At 67.9% G+C, this 20,578-nt stretch carries 18 protein-coding genes and 2 tRNA genes; 9 read left to right on the top strand and 11 right to left on the bottom strand.

Annotated elements, in window-relative coordinates; genetic code table 11:
* A complete protein-coding gene (locus tag AB0M02_RS31115) occupies nucleotides 1-492 on the top strand; it encodes a hypothetical protein (protein WP_364233209.1) in 492 nt (163 codons plus the stop codon).
* 14 nt (nucleotides 493-506) lie between these two features.
* Here AB0M02_RS31115 and AB0M02_RS31110 read toward each other — a convergent pair whose 3' ends face one another.
* The 6 genes from AB0M02_RS31110 to AB0M02_RS31085 form a co-directional block, all read right to left on the bottom strand.
* Nucleotides 507-1,127, bottom strand: a complete 621-nt coding sequence (locus AB0M02_RS31110) for a GNAT family N-acetyltransferase (RefSeq protein WP_364233207.1) — start codon at nucleotides 1,125-1,127, stop codon at nucleotides 507-509.
* 24 nt (nucleotides 1,128-1,151) lie between these two features.
* Nucleotides 1,152-2,630, bottom strand: a complete 1,479-nt coding sequence (locus AB0M02_RS31105) for an APC family permease (RefSeq protein WP_364233205.1) — start codon at nucleotides 2,628-2,630, stop codon at nucleotides 1,152-1,154.
* A 49-nt stretch (nucleotides 2,631-2,679) separates the two neighbouring features.
* The gene (locus AB0M02_RS31100) at nucleotides 2,680-3,435 is read right to left on the bottom strand and encodes a hypothetical protein (RefSeq protein ID WP_364233203.1); all 756 of its coding nucleotides are present in this window, start codon (nucleotides 3,433-3,435) and stop codon (nucleotides 2,680-2,682) included.
* A 1,026-nt stretch (nucleotides 3,436-4,461) separates the two neighbouring features.
* On the bottom strand, nucleotides 4,462-5,661 hold the full coding sequence (locus AB0M02_RS31095) for an SAM-dependent methyltransferase (protein WP_364233202.1): 1,200 nt from the start codon (nucleotides 5,659-5,661) through the stop codon (nucleotides 4,462-4,464).
* Between the two features lie 34 nt (nucleotides 5,662-5,695).
* Nucleotides 5,696-6,472, bottom strand: a complete 777-nt coding sequence (locus AB0M02_RS31090; protein ID WP_364233320.1) for an SAM-dependent methyltransferase — start codon at nucleotides 6,470-6,472, stop codon at nucleotides 5,696-5,698.
* 59 nt (nucleotides 6,473-6,531) lie between these two features.
* Nucleotides 6,532-7,194, bottom strand: coding sequence for a hypothetical protein (locus AB0M02_RS31085; protein WP_364233200.1), 663 nt, complete (start codon nucleotides 7,192-7,194; stop codon nucleotides 6,532-6,534).
* Between the two features lie 281 nt (nucleotides 7,195-7,475).
* Between AB0M02_RS31085 and AB0M02_RS31080 the strand changes: the two genes are divergently transcribed.
* Nucleotides 7,476-8,897, top strand: coding sequence for a helix-turn-helix transcriptional regulator (locus AB0M02_RS31080; protein ID WP_364233197.1), 1,422 nt, complete (start codon nucleotides 7,476-7,478; stop codon nucleotides 8,895-8,897).
* 9 nt (nucleotides 8,898-8,906) lie between these two features.
* Nucleotides 8,907-9,383: a GNAT family N-acetyltransferase gene (locus AB0M02_RS31075; protein WP_364233195.1), complete on the top strand. Its 477-nt coding sequence runs from the start codon at nucleotides 8,907-8,909 to the stop codon at nucleotides 9,381-9,383.
* Between the two features lie 181 nt (nucleotides 9,384-9,564).
* Here the strand turns inward: AB0M02_RS31075 and AB0M02_RS31070 are convergent, their stop codons facing one another.
* A complete protein-coding gene (locus tag AB0M02_RS31070; RefSeq protein WP_364233194.1) occupies nucleotides 9,565-10,098 on the bottom strand; it encodes an NUDIX hydrolase in 534 nt (177 codons plus the stop codon).
* On the bottom strand, nucleotides 10,095-11,423 hold the full coding sequence (locus tag AB0M02_RS31065) for a hypothetical protein (protein ID WP_364233192.1): 1,329 nt from the start codon (nucleotides 11,421-11,423) through the stop codon (nucleotides 10,095-10,097). The genes AB0M02_RS31070 and AB0M02_RS31065 overlap by 4 nt, the downstream gene beginning before the upstream one ends.
* A 176-nt stretch (nucleotides 11,424-11,599) precedes the next feature.
* Between AB0M02_RS31065 and fxlA the strand changes: the two genes are divergently transcribed.
* The 5 genes from fxlA to AB0M02_RS31040 all read left to right on the top strand — a co-directional run bounded on the left by fxlA (nucleotide 11,600) and on the right by AB0M02_RS31040 (nucleotide 18,103).
* Complete coding sequence (gene fxlA, locus AB0M02_RS31060) at nucleotides 11,600-11,764, top strand: FxLD family lanthipeptide (protein WP_364233190.1); 165 nt, start codon at nucleotides 11,600-11,602, stop codon at nucleotides 11,762-11,764.
* Nucleotides 11,765-11,830: 66 nt separating this feature from the next.
* On the top strand, nucleotides 11,831-14,833 hold the full coding sequence (locus tag AB0M02_RS31055) for a lantibiotic dehydratase (protein ID WP_364233187.1): 3,003 nt from the start codon (nucleotides 11,831-11,833) through the stop codon (nucleotides 14,831-14,833).
* Nucleotides 14,830-15,978, top strand: coding sequence for a lanthionine synthetase C family protein (locus AB0M02_RS31050; RefSeq protein WP_364233186.1), 1,149 nt, complete (start codon nucleotides 14,830-14,832; stop codon nucleotides 15,976-15,978). Before AB0M02_RS31055 ends, AB0M02_RS31050 begins: the two co-directional genes overlap by 4 nt.
* A gap of 16 nt (nucleotides 15,979-15,994) precedes the next feature.
* On the top strand, nucleotides 15,995-17,221 hold the full coding sequence (fxlM, locus tag AB0M02_RS31045) for a methyltransferase, FxLD system (protein ID WP_364233184.1): 1,227 nt from the start codon (nucleotides 15,995-15,997) through the stop codon (nucleotides 17,219-17,221).
* 171 nt (nucleotides 17,222-17,392) lie between these two features.
* On the top strand, nucleotides 17,393-18,103 hold the full coding sequence (locus AB0M02_RS31040) for a hypothetical protein (RefSeq protein ID WP_364233182.1): 711 nt from the start codon (nucleotides 17,393-17,395) through the stop codon (nucleotides 18,101-18,103).
* 250 nt (nucleotides 18,104-18,353) lie between these two features.
* On the opposite strand, the gene AB0M02_RS31035 is transcribed toward AB0M02_RS31040, so the two are convergent.
* A tRNA-Arg gene (locus AB0M02_RS31035) sits at nucleotides 18,354-18,426 on the bottom strand.
* 35 nt (nucleotides 18,427-18,461) lie between these two features.
* Nucleotides 18,462-18,552: transfer RNA gene (locus AB0M02_RS31030), tRNA-Ser, on the bottom strand.
* 397 nt (nucleotides 18,553-18,949) lie between these two features.
* Between AB0M02_RS31030 and AB0M02_RS31025 the strand changes: the two genes are divergently transcribed.
* The gene (locus AB0M02_RS31025; RefSeq protein WP_364233179.1) at nucleotides 18,950-19,840 is read left to right on the top strand and encodes a hypothetical protein; all 891 of its coding nucleotides are present in this window, start codon (nucleotides 18,950-18,952) and stop codon (nucleotides 19,838-19,840) included.
* On the opposite strand, the gene AB0M02_RS31020 is transcribed toward AB0M02_RS31025, so the two are convergent.
* Nucleotides 19,798-20,571: a CPBP family intramembrane glutamic endopeptidase gene (locus AB0M02_RS31020; protein ID WP_364233177.1), complete on the bottom strand. Its 774-nt coding sequence runs from the start codon at nucleotides 20,569-20,571 to the stop codon at nucleotides 19,798-19,800. The two genes, AB0M02_RS31025 and AB0M02_RS31020, sit on opposite strands and share 43 nt — an antisense overlap.
* Between the last annotated feature and the right edge of the window lie 7 nt (nucleotides 20,572-20,578).

The raw sequence follows: 20,578 nt of genomic DNA, 5'->3' as shown, positions 1-20,578 counted from the left end.
GTGAACGCCGACATGGCGGCCAGGCTCGTCATGGCCGAGCCGCTGGACGAGGTGGTCGACCCCTTGGCGCAGATGTCGGCAGAACCAGCCGCAGCCTGCCTGAGCCGAGTCCCGGCCGGCCGGGCTTCCGCGGTACTGGCCGCGATGAATGAGGCCAACGCCGCCCTGATCCTCAGCAGCCTGGCCCCGGAACCGGCGGCCGCCACGCTCGACGAGATGCCCACCGAGGTGGCTGCCAATCTCCTCGCCCGTATACCCTCCGACCGATTCCCTCACCGCGTGCGCCTGATGCAAACGAGCAAGGCTGCCGCTGCAATTCTTCAGATTCCCGGGTGGGCCAGGCAATTCGACCAGCGGAACCTCGCTGATGACGACCGACTGCATCTGCTGGACGCCATGCCGGAGCTGGATCTGCCGGCGTGCGGTCGCGGCCGGTCCGTGCACGCCGGGCCTCATTGTCGGGGGCTTTGCTGGCCCTTTGGAACAGGTTGAGTGGGCGGTGGTGGTTATGCCGGTCCGGTTCCGGGTTGCCGCCACATGCGGTAGAGCTCGATGCCGTCGCTGATCGGGATGACCGGTGGGGTCATGTCGGTGTAGCCGTGTCGTCGGTAGAGCCGCCGGTTGTGTTCGCTGGTGGCTTCCAGGTAGGCGGGCACATCGTCGGTGTCGAGTTCGTGGTGGGTGTGGTTCATCAGCAGGCTGCCGGATCCTTGCCCCCATGTGTTGGGGAGTGCGGCGAGGAACAGCAGGTGCCGGTGGGCTGCGCCGGGGTGGTGGGCGTCCATTTGTGCGTCGAGGTGCTCGAATCGGGGAAGGTCGTCGCCGGCCAGTTCGGCGAGGTGATTGGCGTAGTCGTCGGGTTCGTGGAACGGCTTGGTGCGGTCGAACCAGACTGCGGTTGCGGTGTTGTCGCTGGTCATGATGACCTGTCCGGCGCCGGTGAGGGCGTGTTCGATGTGGAGTCGGTACCAGGCTCGGGTTACCGGCATGCGGCGCTGATCGTTGGGGACGAGCCAGCGGATGACGGACATGTGTTGGAAGGAGGCGGCGACTATGTCGGCGATGGTGTCGATGTCGTCTGGCCCGGCGATCCGCAGTTCGGGCACGGTATTGGTTGCGGTACCCATTGGTGAAGGTCCTTTCGGGCGGGGTTAGAGGACGGTGGCCAGGCCGGTGGTGTTGCTGGTGGTGCCGCGTCCGATGCCCTGGTAGATGTCGGGTTTGGTGGTCTTGAGGACCGGGGCCCAGATGATGCCGCCGGTGAAGACGACCGCGATGGCGATGGGGCCGACGATGGCGGGTCCGGTGCCCGGGGTGACGCCGTAGAGGGCGGCGAGGTTGGTTACGGCGAGGTAGGAGACCCACAGCAGGGTCCCGGTTGCGATCAGTGGGGCGAGCAGGCGCCGCCACAGGTTTTCGCCGTGGGTGTCGCGGGCGAAGAAGCCGATGACGGAGATGCTGGTGGCGGTGTAGAGCAGCAGCACGCCGAGGCCGCCGGTGGTGGAGCCCCAGTAGAACAGCTGCACGAGCGGGTCCAGGTCGAGGACCGCGTACACGACGAGGACGATGAACGCGAGGGCGGTCTGGGCCAGTGAGGCGTTGCGGGGGGCGCCGCCGAGGGTGGTGATGCCGAAGCGTCGCGGTAGCACGCCTTCGCGGCCGAGGGAGTAGGTGTAGCGGGTGATCGCGTTGTGGAAGGCCAGGGCGGCGGCGATCAGGCCGGTGACGAGGAAGATTCTGCCGACGGTCACGGCGGCCTGGCCGAGCACGACGGCGGCTTCGTTGAAGAACAGGTCGGGGCCTTCAGCGGCGGCGCGGTCGAGGATGTGCGGTCCGGGGGCGGAGATCTGTACCCAGGAGCTGAGGAAGTACACGGCGGCGATGGTGGCGATGGTGAGGTAGGTGGCTTTGGGGATGGTGCGCAGCCGGTTTCGGGCTTCTTCGATGTAGACCACGGACTGCTCCACGCCGGCGAAGCTGGTGGCGCCGAGGACGATGAATACGCCGAGCGTCGGCCCGGACAGGCCGCCGATGTCCAGTGCTGTCCCGTTCCAGGTGAATCCGGGGCCGAACGCGATGGCGATGCTGTACAGCACGACCAGGACGGTCTCGGCGGCGACCAGGATCATCAGGACCAGCCCGGACAGTTTGATCTCTTTCGCGCCGAGCACGGCTACCAGGAGCCAGGCGATCAAGGCGGGGAGGTACCAGGGGATAGTGAAGCCGATCCAGTCGGTGAGCAGCGGGCTGGCGATGGCGCCGATGGCGCCGTAGCAGCACAGTTGGAAGCAGTTGTAGGTGAGCAGGGCGACCCAGGCGGCGCCGACGCCGGGTTGGCGGCCGATGCCGTGGGCGATGTAGGCGTAGAAGGCGCCGGCGTTGGGGATGTGCCGGGCCATCGCGAGGTAGCCGACGGCGAAGATCATCAGGAGTGCGCTGATGAGGATGATCGCGATGGGGAAGCCGGTCAGGCCGGTGGTTGCGGTGGCGACGGCCACGATGACCGCGGTGACGGTCAACGGGGCGACGCTGGAGGCGATCGCCGCGCCGATCTCGAACGCGCTGAGCCGGTCGGCGGCCAGCGCGGTGGACACCGGAGCGCTTCCGGTGAGGGGAATGGATTCGGGCACTTTGGTCTTCCTCCTGTAACAGGTGGCGGAGCTGGGATGATGTGATGGGCTAGCGGACGGCGGCGGCGTCGCCGACGGCGGTTTGCGCGGCCTTCAGCAGTTCCCGTGACGGCTCGTCCAGGCCTTTGAGCTGGATGACCAGCCCGCGTTGCTGTTGCGGGGTGAGGGTGGACAGCGCGTACTGGTCCAAACCGGTGGCCAGATACAGGCCGGACAGGAGCAGCGCTGGCCAGGACATTTCGTACCCGCGTTCCGCGGCGCCGCGGACCTCGGAGGCGGGAAACCCGGTCACGATGCTGTTGCGCGGCAGGTATCGCACCGTTTTGAACACGAGGCCGTGTTTGATCGGCGACACCAGGCCGTGCTCGGCGAGCCGGTCACGGATCAGAATTTCCGCGCGCCCGTTGGTCAGGTACGCCATCCAGTCGCGTGCCGAGTGGCCGTGCCCGGCCGGGCGGGTCTGTCCCGGACCTGCAGGCGACTGCTCGCCGTCCTGCGGCAGGGCGTGGGCGCCGACGTAGGCCCGTCCTGCCGGCCGTACCGGTGGCCGGTGTTGTTCGTCTTCGTGCATCTTGGCGAGCAGTGCATACAGCGCGGTGTCGTGCGGCGCGTCGGCGGTTGTGCGGAACAGTTCGCCGTCCCACAGCCTGCACCATCGGTCGTGGACCAGTTCCGCGAGCAGCCCCGCCGCCAGCCCGACCCCGAACGGCCGGTCACCGACCAGCCGTGCCCCTTTGACCCCGTCATGCCCGGTGAGCCAGTAGGCGCCGGACGGCCCGACCGACGACAGGATCGAACCGGTCATCGCCTTCATCGCGCCATCACCGCATCGGTGACGCGGCGTCTTGTCCGCCGCGCTGCGCAAGGAAACGGTGGCAGTCCCGATGGCCGGCACTGCTGTCTGGTGGCCGCCGGTACGACGGGCAGGGCGGGTGCGCCCGCGGCCGCGAAACCGATCTGCGCGCCCGCCCTACCCTGGCCGGCCCCGGGCTGCTGCTCAACCGGGAGCCGGAGTTCACGGTGCCGTGTGGTGGCGCCGCGGCCGGCCGGCAATGCCGGCAGGCCCGTACCGGGGACACGGCAGACTCGGTGCTCGATGACGATGTTCATCGCATTCCCTCATGTGACACGGTCCGGTTTCATGCTCGGACGGTGTAAGCGCTTCGCCGCCAGAAAGAAGGCTTCGAACCGCGGCGGCAGCGTTCATTCAATGCCCGTTAACGATTACAGATAGGTCGGTGACAGGGAATGCTGTCGATGTGTTCGACCTTCCTTACCGACTTTCCGTCTATCCGTAGTCGCCGGCGGTGTGGAAGGAACAGCCCGATTCGGATTCCCAGCTGGGCTGCGCAACGCTGATATCGCATCGGCGCGCAGAGGGGCTGCGGTGCCTGTTGAATGGGCTGCAGTCTTGCGGTCTGGTGGTGCCATCCGGGGGTGTGGCCGGCCCGCTCGCAGGTCGCTTGAGCAGTGGTTTCCGTGGAGACGGTTCGGGCGTTCCAGCCAGGATGATCTGTGGCTCTGCGGCGCCGCACTCGGCGGCGACACGCTGCACCGCTGCACCGATACGCAGTGATGCCGCCGTGGCGATAGCTGAAGAACTGATTCCTGCTCCACGCGGGAAGGAGCCGCGCGTGGAGACGGCGCCGCGACAGGAACCAGCGCGGTGAGGCCAGCAGGCTGTAGATAAATGCTTCTGCCGAGATTGCTGGCGCGTGATGTCTCACTGGACATTGAGCCAGATGCAACTGTCTCCGACCGATTCTGAATGTCTTGCCCGATGCGGACACAACGGGGTGCCCCCTGCAGGAACCGCCACTTTCGGCGGCGGCTAAGGGATGCGTCCAACAGCTCCGTAGACGCCGATCCCGGCCGGGATTCGCTCGTCGTGGGCTGGATCGGGGTGCCAGTGGGTGACCGCGACGATGCCTGGGTCGATCAGGTCCAGACCGGCCAGCAAGCCGCCTACCTGATCGTGGGTGCGGGCGCGCACGTCGATGTCGCCGGCGGCGACCATCGTCTCGTAACGTGCCACCTGCGAGGCGTCGGCGAAGTCGGTGGTGGCGTGGCTGATCACCAGGTGGCTGCCGCGGGGGAGCCCGTCGAGCAGCCTTTTGACGATGTGGGTGGCCTGTTCGTCGTCGCGGATGTAGTGCAGCACGGCGAGCAGTAGCACGCCCACGGGCTGGTTCAGGTCGATGACCGCAGCGACTTGCGGCGCCCGCATGATCGTCTCCGGGTCGCGCAGGTCCGCCTCGAGGTAGCCGATACGCGCGGGGGGATCTGCGCACATCAGCGCCCGGGCGTGAACCATGACGAGCGGATCGTTGTCGACGTAGACGATCCGCGACTGCGGGGCGACCCGCTGGGCGATCTCGTGGGTGTTCTCGGCCGCCGGCAGGCCGCAGCCGAGGTCCAGGAACTGGCGGACACCCGAGCGGGCGAGGTGCCGCACGCTGCGGCCCAGGAACGCGCGATTCGCGCGGGCGGCATCCCGGACGGTGGGGAACGCCTCGGCGATCAGGTCCCCCGACGCCCGATCGTCGGCGTAGTTGTCTTTGCCACCCAGCCAGTAGTTGTACCGACGGGCCGGATTCGCGAGCAACGGGCCGGAGCGGCGGCCACTACAGGTGCCGGTGCCCGTGACCGGCCGCGACAGCACCGCGTCTACCGGGGCGTCGGTGTCGTCGTCGGCGAGTTCACCGGTGCGGCGCGGGCTGTACAGGCCGAGCTGCGCGTCGTCGTCGACACCGAATACGCGGCGCAGCGCGGCCCGCCGCTGCGGTGCCGGCCACCGGCTTTCCCCACGTTCGACCTGCCCGATCCAGCGTTCATTGACGAGCAGCCCGTCGAGACGGTGCCGCGGAAACAGGTCGTGCAGGGCCTGGTTGACCGCGTCGGCCAGCTCACGACGCGAAATGAATTGGCCACGCCGCAAAGGTGACGGCAACCGTCTGCGCCGCCCGTCGAACACGTCGTTGCGGCTGACAGGGGTCGCGGCGCTGCGCGGCATCTCGTCGTCCTCACTCAACAGGTCACTGAACAGAGGCTGCGGAGCAATGCGGTTACGGTTTGCGGGCCACGCCAGCCCAGTAGTAGGCGGCCTTCGGGTCCACGTTCGAGTCGTCCGGACGCCAGCCGGAGACCGGTACCACACCGGGATTCAGCAGCTCCCAGTCACCGAAGAACCGCTGCACGTCGGCCTTGGAACGCACGACGAGGGTCATCCCGGCATCAGTCGCGGCGGCCACCGCAGCATCCACTTCCGCCGGGTTGAAGTCCGCCGTCGGATGGCTAATCGCCAAGCAGCTCCCGGAAGGCAGGGCGTCGCGCAGCGCGGTTACCTTGCCCCACGGGTCGTCTGCGTCGGCGAGCAGCATGAGGACCGCGATCAACGTGAGCCCGACCGGCTCGGTGAGATCAACAGTGTCGAGCAGCGGCCGATCGCCCAGGATCGAGGCTGGGTCACGCAGATCAGCCGAAACGTACTCACAACGCCCCTCAGGGCTGCTGATCATCAGAGCACGGGTGTGGACCAGCACCAATGGGTCGTTGTCCACATAAACCACGCGTGCCGGCGCGGCGATCTCCTGGACGACCTCGTGCAGATTCGGTGGGGTCGGGATCCCGGTGCCGATGTCGATGAACTGGCGGATGCCTTCCTCGACGACGAGGTCGCGGGCCGCACGGTGAACGAACCTGCGATTCTCCTCGGCCATGTGGCGCAGACCGGGAATCGCCTTGATCATGGCTTCACCGACGTGCCGGTCGACAGCGAAGTTGTCCTTACCACCCAGCCAGTAGTCATAGACCCGCGCCGAATGGGGAACTCCGCTGTTCAACGCGGGCGTTCCTTGCTGACCCGAGACATCCGCCGGGCCGTGCTCGGTGTTCGTGTCTTTCACAAGGAGTCCTGGTCACCGTCGTCTACCGCGAAACCGCCGACGGTGCATGCGGATCCGAGGTCCGGCCCTAGCGGCCAGCGGTGTGTCGAAGCCGGCAGGGCACCAGAGCGGTGCAGCATCGTGACGATGGCCGCGCCGCCGAACGTCAGGACGGGAGACCTGCCGTAAGCGCGATACCCACATCGGGCGGCGAGCGCGGCCACGGAAGTGTCCGTAGCCAGACAGCGACCCGGGAACTGCTCGCGCTCGGTACGAAGCTGCGCGGCGATGCCACGCCGCCGCCCGCGCGGCAGCACCCCCAACCTCGCAAGCCGCAGATGCGGTTGGGAAAGGTGCGGAAGCCGGGTCGCGTCGTCGAGCTGCCGGTGTCGCCAGGCGAACCCATCGCCGCCGGTCGCAGCGCTGCCAGCACCTGCGGTCGGGCAGGGCAGCCACAGCGCAGCAGCGATCACCTCGTCGTGTTCCTCGACGAGACGGGCGGCACCGTGATGGATCGCCTCGACCAACCGGGCGACATAGTGATGGAACAGCCGCCTGCCGCGAACGATGGGCTCAGGCTCCAACCACCTGCCCAGTGGAGTCGGCAACAGGCAGGAGGCGAGCACACCAGCAACCGGCCGGATATCCCCGTAGGTGGCATCACGCACTGTCGTCATCACGGATACTCCTCTCGCCCGTGCACGCCCCAGCAACTGCGTCCAGCCTTTCGGCTGCCGTGATGCCTGGTGGCACCCGGCCCTGTAGCCGAGGCCGGTGATCGGGAACTCCACGCAGCGTCGTCACCATGCGGGCAGGCGGCAACCCGTGCTGGTCGCCGTTCGGCGCGCCGTCCACGCCAGGCCGGGCGGTGACGCGTCATTTCGGCGGTCACCGCCGAATCCGCGCCGAACGGCGCGCCGCGTGATGCCGACATACCACCGGATCGTGGTTTGCTGGTCTCGTGAGCGATGCCGCCACCGGCAACCGGTTTCCGCACCGCGTAGGGTGCGCGGTGCTGCTGCGCCGACAAGCCCAACAGCACGGTCAGACCATCAGCGAACTCGCCGACGCGATCGTGACTCACTGCGGCCACCACCGGCTGCGTGCCCATCGCCTTGCCTGCGGCTGGACCCTCGACCAGCTGATCAGCCACATGATCAGCCGGACCGGCACCGGCCACAAACTGGGCACCTCTCGGGTCTCGCGATGGGAACGCGGCGAGGAACAACCCTCCAACAGCTACCGCGATGCCCTCTGCCAGGTCTACGGGACCGGGCCGGTCGAGCTGGGCCTGAGTACCGACTACACCCCGCCGCCGGAGAGCACCGCAAGCGACAGCACTCCCACCAAGACGGCGCTTCCTATAGACCTGCCGCGGCAGCGCACCATCGCCGGCGAGGACAGCGCCATCCCCGACGACCGCAACGTCGAGCGTGCCGAACATCTGCGCCGCCGCGTCGACCAGACCCTGGCCGCCTCGACCCTGGCCGACGCCACCATCAGCCACAAGGAAGCCGTCGCCGAGGAATACGGCCGAACCTACAAAACCCAGCCGGCCGCGGCCTTCCTGGACAGCCTGCTCGCCGACCTCGAGGACGTGCACATCCTCACCGACCGGATCCTGCCGTCCGCCCAGCGCCGCGATCTGTGCGCGGTCACCGCCCGCATGGCCGGCCTGGTCTCGATGACCATGGTCAACCTCGGCCGGTACCGGCAAGCCCGCGAATGGGTCCACACCGCCCGCCTGGCCGCAGACGAAGCCGGCGAACCACACCTGCGCGCCTGGACCGCCACACGTGCCGCCGTCGCCAGCCTGCACCTGGGCGACCCGCAAGGCGCCGCCACCGCCGCTCAGGAAGCCGAACTGCTCACCCGCCACCGGCCCGCCGACATCACCGCCATGGCATGGGCCATCCTCGCCCGCGCGGCCGCCACCATGCACCAACCCGCCGCCGCCCGAGCAGCCCTGCACCATGCCGAAAACATCTTCACCCAAACCAGCAGCAGCACATCCGTCAACACCGCCTACACCTTCACCGCCGGCCAGCTGCACTTCTACCGCTCGCACGCCCTGACCACGATCGGCGAAACCGACGCCGCCTGGCGGGCACAAGACGACGCACTCGCCACCTTCGGACCCGGCGAGAAACTCGACCCCACCCTCGTGCACCTCGACCGTGCCCTCTGCATGGTCACCGCCGGCGACATCCCCGGCGGCGTCGACCACGCCAGCCAGGTCCTGCTCAACCTCCCGGTCGCCTATCGACCCACCATCGTGCTGCGCCGCGGCCACGCCGTTGCCACCGCCGTACCGGAACACCGGCGCGCCCTGCCCGCGGTACGAGCACTGCACGAAGCCCTCGCCATCGACGCAGGACGGTAGCCACTCGCCATGACCAGCGACACCACGGTGATCATCCGCACCTACCAGCCGGACGACCAGCGAGCCGTTCTCGACCTCAACGCCTACGGCCTCGCCGCAGCCGGCGTACCTGCAGACGTCGATGTCTACAAAGGCGACCTCGAGGACGTCGCCGCCACATACCTCACCGGCCGCAGCACACTGCTCGTAGTCGTGCTTGCCGGTGCCGTCATCGCCATGGGCGCACTCCAGGAGGTCGACGCCATGACATGCGAGATCACCCGCATGCGGGTGGCGCCGGAGCACCAAGGACACGGCCATGGGAAAGCAGTCCTCCATGCCTTGGAAAGCCAAGCCCGACGATTCGGCTTCCGGTACGCCGTCCTGCTCACCGGACCCGACCAGCATCCCGCCGTCGATCTTTATCGAGCGGCCGGGTATGTCACGACGGCTTTCGAACGCCACGGGGCCCTGACGGGCGTACGTATGCGCAAGCAACTCGACTAGCTTGCTTTCCAGCCGCTGCCTGTCCGGTAGCACGTCGACGTTGACGAGCCGCAGTTCCAGCAACGTCGAGCATGGCGGCGCCGACGGTGGCGTCGCCGAAGGCGCCGATGCGACCAGGTCCGCGAGCGTCGCCGACAGGATCGGCAGCAGCGGAGCCGAACGCGAGACTTTGATCGGGCTGCTACGCCTTGTTGACGATTGCGAACAGAAGCGCGTTCATCGTGGTTCCGGAAGTGATGCGCCGGTCTCGGATCAGTGAAGGCACGTCACTGAGCGGCACCCACTCCACCTTGTCACTCTCGAAGTCATCGACAGGCGGACCGACATAGGTGGCCTCAGAGGCGTGGAAGATGAAGTGTTCTGAGGCCATTAGCCCTGGTGATGGCTGGGCGTAGAGCAGCGGCTCAACCGGCCCGATCGTGCGCCAGCCGGTTTCTTCTTCAGCTTCGCGCACCGCCGCCGAGGCAGGATCCTCGCCCGGCTCGATGCTGCCGATGGGGATCTCCCAGCCGTAGGTGTCGGTGATGAACCGGTGCCGCCACATGAGCAGGACACTGCCGTGCCGGATGAGCACTAGGCCCGCACCGGCGGTCGCCGTGCGAACGAGCCGGTGATCGAGGTGCCGGCCGTCGGGTAGTTCCACGTCGGCGGCGGCCACGTGCACCCATGGGTCCTGGTAGAGGGTCCGCTCGCTGTGCACGGTCCAGCGCATCATCGTCCTCTCAGGCGCAGATGTTGCTCTGCACGAGTGAGGAAGTCCGCCGCGGCAGGGTCGGGGGCGAAGGGTCGCAGCGCGGTGACGACCTGGAGGATCCGGTCATGGATGCGCCCCGACTCCATGCCTTCAGCCATGGTGAGCATCTCGTTCCCCATCTCGGCGGCTTCGTCGGGTCTTCTCTTCTGGGCGAGGATCAAGGCGAGCCCAGCGTATCGGTGGACACGGCCGCGGGGGTGCGTGCCGGGCGCGGTGAGGACTGATTCTCGGGCGTGTTCCTCCGCAGCGGTGAGGTCGTTGAGTCGGCGGAACGCCTCAGCCGCTTGAGTTTCGACAAGGCCGGGTTGAACGTAGGACACCTCCGCCTCGGTGGGTAGGACGGGCAACTGCCCGGCGATGGCCGTGGACTTAAGCAGGTGGGTGCGGAAGTTGTCGCGTTCGCCCATACGGGCATACGCCTTCCCGGCGAGCGCATGCAAGTCGATGATCAACGCGGGATCCAAGGCAGATCCGCCATTGCGGAGTGCGGCTTCGACGTATTGGACGGTCAGGAGCCGGTCGTCGAGGAACAACGCCTGGTTGGCGAGCAATGCCACCACGTAGGCGCCGAAACTGCGGTCGCCGGCGGCCTTTGCGAGTCGCAGAGCAGTGACCAGGTGCCGCTGGCCGAGCGGCTGCAGGTCGGCATCGTAGGCGCAGACCCCGGCAAGGGCGGCGAGGCCACCGGCTGCCCGAAAGAGCTGGCGGCCGAGGTGGTTGTCGTAGGCGCTGCGCAGCAGCGGTGCGCACCTGGTGGTCAGCGTCCGGGCGAGCAGGTGCCTGACAGGCTCGCCGCCGACGCGGCGGTACATCTGTTGATAATGGGTTCGCAGTTTGCGCAGGTCAGCGACGTCGGTGACGTCAGCGCGGCGGGCACCGTCGCGTAGCAGGACCATGCTGTGCGGTGGGCTGGTCCAGTCCCATACCGGTGCGGAGGCATGAGGGCCGGTCAGTAGGGCTTGCGGGAGGCGGCCTCGGGTTTCGCCGGTCCATAGTGCGCTGGCCTCGGCGATGAGCCGAGCGGCGGTCTGTTGGTTCTGGCCGCGTGGCATGTCCATGCCGATGTCGGCCGGGCTGATCGGAACGCGGAGTTGGTCGCTGAGGATGTTGCAGATGATCTGCGGGACCGGGTCGCGCGGTATTTGGTGGTCGCGGATCCAGCGGGTCACTGACGAGTGGTCGTAGTTGAGGTGCGGGGCCGCGCTCACGATGGCGCGTGCGAGGCGGGAGTTCGATACGCCGGCCCGGATGAGCAGTTCCTCCAGGAGAAGGTTCGCCTCCGCCATCCATCGAAGGGTAGGGCCGACCGTCGATCAACTGAAGGGCTTCCGTCGTTCACACCCTGTGTGAACGACGACCGTTCACCTGCGCGATTCACACCCTGCTGATCTCCATCGCGACTCGGTTTCATGGACTCACATCCATTCAAGGCTCGCTTTGCGGGCCGGAAGAGGAGGAGTCCATGGACCCCGTCATGACCGACCTCACCGCCGTAGACGACGACAGCCCGTTCGCTGTGACAGTCGAGGTCGTCGCAGAGGCTCCGGGAGCGACCGCGGGCCGGGGCTGCAACACCGACGACGGGTGCGCGAAGACGTGCGCATCGTCGTGCGCCAGCCGCGGCTGATCCAGCCGATGGGGGCGAGGCCGGCTCCGGTCTCACCCCCATCCGTCACCTGTACAGGAGGTAGACATGCGCAAACGTCGCTCCGGTGGCCTCTACCGGCATACTGGTGTCGCGCTGTTGCGTGCCGCTGCGCTCACTCCCGCAGCCCTGCCGGTCGAGTGGCCGGACCCGGACGACTCGGTGTCGTGTCGACGCTGGCTGGAGCGGATTTGGGCGCATTCAGATCTCGCCGCTGGGATCAGGCAGGCCAGTCCGGTGCTGGCACAGCAGGTCCAGACGTTGATCAACGACGCCGCGCGCGGCGATCACCGGCTGCGTGCAGCGGTGATGTCGACGACGCGGTACGTGCTGCGGGCGGTCGGCCGCCCGACACCGTTCGGGCTGTTCGCCGGAGTCAGTGCGGCCGACATCGGACCGGTGGGGCAGGCGTCGTGGAGAACCGGGCATCGGGCGGTGGCCCGAATCGATACGCAGTGCCTCGCCGACGTCGTCAACGGGCTGGAGTCCGACTCTCAGGTGCTGGCCCGGCTCGAGGTGGTGTCCAACAATCTGGTCGTTGGGTGGGGTCGCTGGCTGGAGGCGCCGGTCGGACCGGATCGGGTACGGATCCGCCGGACCGAAGCGATCGACGTGACGATGAGGGAGGCCGCTGATCCGATCCCGTTCGCCCGGCTGGCTGAGAAGATCGCAGCCACGTTCGGGACGTCGGACACGGCTCCGGTCACGGAGATGCTGGCTCAATTAGTGAGCCAAGGGCTGCTCATCACCTGTCTGAGGGCGCCGTACACGGTCACCGATCCGCTGGCCTATCTGCTGGAGCAGCTGACGATGACGGGCGCTGCCGTGCTGCCGCACGTCTCGGTGCTGGCCGTCGACTTGGCCCTGCTGCATGGGGTGTTGGCCGAACACAACGATGCCGTCGATCCGAGTGTTCAGGCTCGTTTACGGGAGCAGGCGGAACATCTGATCCGTCGGCTGACGGCCACGGGCCGGACCGCGCTGGCCGTCGACCTGGTTCTCGACGCGCAGGTCCGGTTGCCGGAACCGGTGGTCGCTGAAGTGCAGGCAGCGGCTGAGGCGCTGATGCGGCTGGGCCGCCACCCCGACGGCCTTCCGGCGTGGCGCGCCTACCACACGGCGTTTCTCGACCAGTACGGCACAGGTGTGCTCGTCCCCGTTGCCCGGGTCACCGATCCCGGATCCGGGATCGGGTTGCCGGCCGGGTATCCGGGCAGCGTGCTGCCCGCCCTGGACCCGCCGACCTCCACCGAACGCGATCAGCGTCTGCTCGAGGTGGTGTGGCGGGCGGTGGTCGAGGGAGCCGACGAAGTGCTCCTCACCGACGAGATGATCACCGAGATCACCGGGCTCACGACGCTGGACGCCGCGGTGCCGCCACACATCGAGATCGCCGCTCGTGTGCACGCCGATCACCTGGACGACCTGCACGCCGGCGACTACACGGTCACGGTCGGTCCCGCACGGGCCGGCGGGGTCCTCACCTCCCGATTCACTACGACGACTACTGGTAGTGGGCTGGAGTCCGTTTACGCGGAACTGCCCCCGAGCACCGACGGTGCCCTGCCAGTGCAGCTGTCGTTTCCGCCCGCTTTCGCACACTCGGAGAACGTGTGCCGGGTGCCGGCGTATCTGCCGGACGTCGTGTCAATGGCCGAGTTCCGGCGTGACCATACGGTCAAGATCGAAGACTTGGCGGTACTCGGCACCCCGGACCGGTTGTACCTGGTGCACGTCCCGAGCGGCCGGGTCGTGGAACCGCAGGTGTTCCACGCGCTGGCGCTGGACAAGCAGCCGCCCCCACTGGCCCGGTTCTTAGCGCACATCGATCGGGGTTTCTGCGCCTGGTGGACGGTGCTGGATTTCGGACCCGGCACCGACGAGCTGCCTTTCTTGCCGCGTGTGCGGTACGGCAGGACGATCCTGGCCCCCGCCCGGTGGCGGATCGCCGTCGGGCAGTTGCCAGCCGAGGATCCAGCCTCATGGGACCAGGCGTTGGCAGGTTGGCGGCGGCAATGGCGGTGCCCACCGGTGGTGGATCTCCGCGACGACGATCGTTCACTGCGGCTGGACCTCGATGTTCGGTTGCACGTCGAGATCCTGCGTGAGTACGTAGAACGGCGCGGTTCGGCGGTACTCACCGACGCGGTCATCGAAAACGCGTGGATCGACGGGCACGCTCACGAGGTGGCGGTGCCGCTACAGCGCACCCGGCGAGGCTCCAAACCTCCCGTCGTGCGGCGGCCGGCACCGGTTGCCGACCTGGAGCCGCCAGGCGGTGGACGCTGGTACAACGTGCAATTGTTCGTCGTCCCGGAACGCATGAACGAGATCATCGCGCACGAGGTGCCCGCGTTGCAGGCCCGCCTCGACGATGCGGCGATGTGGTTCGTCCGTTACCGCAACCGACACGTGCCGGATCATCTGCGGCTCCGGTTACGCCCGGCGGGAACGGCACCGTACGGCCGGTACGCGACGACGGTCGCGGACTGGGCGGACCACCTACACCGGCACGGTTTGCTCCGCACCCTCACGGTCGACACGTATGCGCCCGAGACCGGCAGATACGGCGAGGGCCCCGCACGAGACGCCGCAGAGACGGTGTTCGTCACCGATTCCGAGGCCGTCGTAGCGGCGATGCGGCAGATCCCGGACAGCGCCGTGCATCCATCGGTACTGATCGCCCTGGGGATGACGGCCATCGCCGACGCGTTCCTCGGTGATGCCGCCACCGACTGGCTGCGCACCAGGCCGGCGCATCGGCCGGTTCCCCGCGATCTGAGCCAGGCAGTGAACCGCCTTGCTCTCGCCGGGCTCCGAGGGTTACCGGCTCCGGATCAGCTACGCCACGCCTGGACCCGCCGGAGTACGGCGGTAGCCGCCTACCGGCAGGTGGCGCCGGATGACACGGATCGGGTGCTGGAGTCGCTGCTGCACATGCATCACAACAGGATCGCCGGTGTGGACACCGAGCACGAGGCCGTCTGCTGGCGGCTGGCTCGCCAGATCGGCGTGACCCGCCATGCCCGGCGACAGGCAGGCACCGCATGATCGCGCCCCCGGTCGCCGATCCGTTCACCGGCTGGCGGCAGTCGCTCTACGACGGGGCCGCCGGCATGGCACTGCTGCCGATCGAGCAGGCCCGCACCGGCGGAGACGCCGCAGCCGCCGCAGCGTGGGCGGCGACGCTGCTCGCCGATCCGATCAGCGCCCACCCGGATACCGCCAACATGTCGTACGGGGCACCGGCCGTCGCATTCGCCCTGCACTGCACCGCACACGGCGACTTCGAGCCGGCCTTACAGGAGCTCGACCGGCACATCATCGCCGTCACCCAGCAGCGGATCCACCGCGCGCACGCCCGCATCGACAGCGGCCAGCCACCACGTATGAGCGAGTACGACCTGATCCGCGGGCTGACCGGCATCGGTGCGTACCTGCTGCATCGCGGGCATACCCATCCGCTGCGAGAAGTGCTGAGGTATCTCGCCCGACTCACCGAACCGCTCCCGAGCAGCCCGGGACAGCCGGGCTGGTGGACCAGTGACGCGCCTTCAGGCCGCCCGGACCCCCAGTGGCCCGGCGGACACGCCAACATAGGCATCGCGCACGGCATCACCGGGCCACTCGCCCTGCTGGCTTTAGCCGCGCTACGCGGCATCACGGTACCGGCCAGCAGCGAAGCGATCACCCGGATCCTGCTCTGGCTCGACCAGTGGCAGCAGAGCGCCGGTGCGACCGCGTGGTGGCCGGAGCTCGTCACCGTCGCCGACGCCCGGTTCGGCAGCACCCACCAGGACGGTCCCGGCCGCCCGTCCTGGTGCTACGGCACCCCCGGCATCACGCGGGCGATACAGCTCGCCGGCCTCGCCCTCAACGACTCCAACCGCACCCGATCCGCTGAACTGGCGCTGTTCGGCTGTGTCACCGACGACAAGCAGCTGGCCGCACTGGACAATGGGACGCTGTGCCACGGCTGGGCCGGGCTGGTGCACACCACCCGGCGAGTCGCCGACGACGCCCGCGATCCGGACATGTTCCCCGTCCAGCGCCTCCGCCAGCTACAGGGTCAGCGATCCCAGCCGATCTCAGGCGACGATCTGTTGCTCGGGAGCACCGGCATCGACCTGGTTCACCACGCGAACACCTACTGGCCCCCCGTCTCGTCGTGGGACAGCTGCCTGCTCCTCGCGTAAACCCGAAAGGACACCCATGACGACGCGAACACCGCCCTCCCCCGAGGCCCTGCGCGACCTCATGGTCGACCGGATCCGCGCCGACGGATGGGCCTTGACCCCAGCCGTCGAACAAGCGATGCGCACCATCCCACGGCACGCCTTCGTGACAGGGCACCCACTGGAAAACGCGTACGGCGAAGCCGCCGTCATCACCAAGAGAGCTGGCACCGGTGCCGCGCTCAGCTGCGCCTCCGAACCGCTGATCGTCGCGATGATGCTCGACCAGCTGGACGTGCAGCCGGGACACAACATCCTCGAGGTCGGCGCGGGCACCGGCTACAACGCCGCCCTTCTGGCAACCCTGACCGGCGACGGCAGGAACGTGACCACGGTCGACATCGACCCGGAGGTCACCGCCGGGGCCCGCAAGAACCTGGACGCCACCGGATTCGAGGCAGTCACCGTCATCACCCGCGACGGCACCCTCGGCGACGTCGAGCACGGGCCGTACGACCGGCTGATCCTGACCGTCGGCACCTGGGACATCCCCGTCGCCTGGTGGGAGCAACTGCGTCCAGGCGCCCGGATCGTCGTGCCCCTACGGTGGCGCGGCCAGACCCGGTCGATCGCCTTCGCCTACACCGACGGCCGGCTCGAGTCGGACTCAATGCAACTGTGCGGCTTCGTGCCCCTCGTCGGACAGGCCGGCGAACACACCCACGAGGCGACCGACGGTGTCACTCTGACCTGGGACACCGACCAGAACATCAACCCGTCGGCGATCGGTACCACCCTGCACCGCGGCGAACAGGCATCAATCTGGTCAACGGTGACCGTCGACGGCGAGGAGCCGTTCGACGGAGTATGGCTGCGCCTCACCGTAACCGACCCAGCGACGTGCCGGATCCGCGCCACCCACGAGGCGATCGACGCCGGCATCTGCAATCCAGCAATCCCGGCATTGACGGCCGCCCTCGTCGAGGACACTTCCATCGCCTACCTGGCACTGCGACGCGCGGCCGACGACGGTCTGTGGGAACTCGGCGCGACCGGACACGGGCCGGCCGCAACCGCCCTCGCTGAGCGGATCGTCAACCAGGTCAAGGCCTGGGACACCACGCGCACCGCCACCCCGCACATCACCGTCCAACGACGCGCCGACGCACATGCCGAAACCGGTACGGCTTCCGGCACGATCGCCAAGACGCATGCCACGATGACGCTTCAGTACCCACAGGGCGGCCATGTCGGTGATCGATGATGCGGTAGCGGCGCTTGATCCGAAGCGGGGTATGAGGTGGACCAGCCCTCTCAGCCAGCGCTTCGTCGTACCTACTCAGCCACCCTGGCAGCTGGCTGGGCGCACACCACTGCCCAACTGGCTGACAATCTCCTCGTGGAACGACCAAAGCCAGGGCGATAGGTTCGATTGATGACCGTGCCCGTCTTCAACGCGCAGCCGGAGACGGTGGACGAACCCCTCAGCGGCCAGCCTGCTCTCGCCAGCTGGGATAGGTCCGGTTCACCCGGTCAGGTCCGCTTGGCCGCGTTCATCACGGGGGTGCACCGCGTCATTGCCCAGCGGGTGAGCGCGACGCCCGATCCCCTCGCGCTGAAGCTCGACGTCGGCCTACCGGACAGCGTCTCCCTGCTCAGCTACCACGACCTGGACAACTACCTGTTCCCCCTGGTCCCGAGATTGACAGCGAGCACTGGGCGGCAGTTCGTCTCGGTGTGGGCAACCAAGCGGCACGCGCCCACATCCTCGATCGCAGTAGGCCAGGGCCGAGTGGCTTCTGACCCGGGCGGAACGTACTCGTTCGAGGTGAACACGACAGCCGCAGCCGAGAGCACCGCCTTCAAGGAACAGATCCGGGATCAGATCACCACCGCCCACCCATTGCCGGACGGTGGCGTCACGCTCCAACTCGCCTTCGTAGTTGGACCCCGCCGCGCGTGGCCGAACCTTTGGAAGGCCACGATCGACTCCCTCGGTTCCCTCCTCGGTCGCGACGCCGGAGCCGGACAGTGGAAAGCCCGCGACGGTCGGATAACCGATCTCGGGCTGCACAGCGCCGTCGATCGACACGCCGGCAACCGCGTCGTCATCGCGATCCGAGCCAGCATGGCGCGACATCGCTGACATAGAAGAAAGAAACAGCAGCATCGGCTCGCACGTGCATGGTTCGACCGTGGCGAGTCCGAGCGCCCGCGCGATCACACCGCTATGGACGGAAAAGCACTGGTCAGCACGGGTGAAGACAGGCCGTTCCGGAACAGCCGATCACCATCGGATCACCACATCCCACATGGCGGGAGGATCGGGGCCTAAACCTGGGACACAAAAATGGCCGCCAACCGCGTTTCCGCAGCTCACGGCCATTTATAAGAAGTGCGCCCGAAGGGACTCGAACCCCTAACCTTCTGATCCGTAGTCAGATGCTCTATCCATTGAGCTACGGGCGCTCAGTGCTCAGCCAGCATACACACCGACTTTTGCGCGGAGACTCCGGGATTCGAACCCGGGAGGGGCTTTAAAACCCCAACCGCATTAGCAGTGCGGCGCCATAGACCAGACTAGGCGAAGTCTCCCCGGTGGCCCGGAGGTCACCGAGGCTTGAGAATACCGGACCCCGAGGACGCCGCACAAAGAGGCCGCCACTTGGCACGCCGCTGATCTTCCTGACCGGCCGCCAACAGGCGAAACGTTGCAAGAACGGCTACGCTTCGTTCGATGGAGGAGAACACCCGCCGGGACGCCCCGCGCGCACGCGATCCGCGGGCGCCCTTCAGCGCGCCCGAGCCGAATCCCCCTGGCGCAGCGCCGGCACGCCGGCGCGCGGCCCCGGCTGTGACTTTCCAACCCCCACAACCCGGCCAGGGTGCCGAAGCTCACTCTTCTGACGGTACGGGTGAAAGCGCCCCCCGCAAGACCACTCGAAAGGCGGTCCCGCCGCAGCCGTCCCGCCCATCGGTGGAAGCTCCGGCGGTGGAAGCTCCGGCGGAAAACGTGGAGACGGCCGACGCGCCGCCCGCTAAGAAGGCGCCCGCCAAGAAGGCCGCCCCCGTCAAGAAGGCAACCCCGGCCAAGAAGGCGGCTCCCGCCAAGAAGACGACGCCCGCCGTCAAAGCCACCCCGGCCAAGAAAGCCACCCCCACGGCAAAGGCCACCCCAGCCCCACCGGAGCCGGTGAAGGCACCGGAGCCGGTGAAGGCACCGGAGCCGGTGAAGGCACCGGAACCGGTGAAGGCACCGGAACCGGTGAAGGCACCGGAACCGGTGAAGGCGGTAGTCAAGACCGAGGTCAGCACACCGGCGAGACCCGCGGAAGACCCCACGCTCCAGGACCTCTTGCCCACCCTCCTGGCCACCCCCGCAGAGGCCCCGCAAACCCTGGCCCGCGCAGCCGTCCAGACTCTCGGACCGCGAGCCCAGTCCTGGGCCGACCACCTCCGAGCCCACTACCCCACAGCAACCCCGAAAGACCTGGCCCGCCTCGCAACCCACCATTTCACCCGATCGGCGACCATCCGGGCCACCCTGGCAGCCACCACCGGCCCGTACACCCCGATCACCCTCGCAGGAGCGGCGGCGTTCACCCACGCCGAATTCATCCTGCATCTCGCGGCCGCGTACGGAATCGATCCGACCCACCCACGCCGCGCGGACGACATCCTGCGTCTCGCCCCGCTGGATCCGGGCCGGCTTGCCGGCGCCGGCCTCGCCTGGGCGGCGCTGCGTCTCACCAATCGGGTCTTCCCCGGCACCAGCCTGGTCGCGGCGGCGCTGACCGCACGCTCAACGATCGAGTCGCTGGCGGTGAAAGCCCGGCGGCTCTACAGCGACAGCCAGGACAGCCAGGAGTCCGGCAACAGCTGATAGCCCACGAAGGCGGCCACATCGAGGATGGCGTGCGCCACGATCAGCGGCATCACGCGCTTGTACCGGAGGAAGAACAGGGCGAACACCACGCCCATGACCGCGTTGCCGACGAACGCGCCGAAGCCCTGGTACAGGTGGTAGGAGCCGCGGAGGACAGCCGAGCAGGCGACGATCCAGACGGTGGAGAAGGACAGTGCCCGCAGGCGTGTGATCAGGTAACCGACCACGATCACCTCTTCGAGCACGGCGTTCTCGATGGCGGCCAGGATCAGCACCGGCACCGCCCACCAGTACGGCTGGAGCCCGGACGGGACGATCTGCGCGTTCACGCCGAGCTGTAGCGCCGCGTACACCAGAAGAAGGCCTGGTATCCCGATGCCGGCGGCAAGTCCCACGCCCCAGCCGATGTCGAAGCCCGGTTTGCGATAGTCGATGCCGAGCTCGCGGCTCGGCGAGATGTTGTCGCGCAGCAGCAGGTAGATGACGAGCATGACCGGGATCAGCGCGAAGACGATGCCGAGCAGCTGGTACGTCAGGTCGAGGTAGGGCCGCGGCGACACGGTCGGGTTGAGCGTGGCGGTCTGCTGGGCGAGGGGCTTGTCGGCCGTGAGCTTCGCGCTGAGCGACACGATGGCATAGACCGCCGACTGCCCGAGCGACAGCAACAACACGATGACGATCTCGGCCGTGTACCCCGGACGGGTGGCCTGCTGACGCTCAAGAGTCACGCGCCAA

It is taken from the genome of Actinoplanes sp. NPDC051861, assembly GCF_040681145.1.
Lineage (GTDB): Bacteria > Actinomycetota > Actinomycetes > Mycobacteriales > Micromonosporaceae > Actinoplanes.
This window is presented reverse-complemented; position numbering and strand designations above follow the sequence as displayed.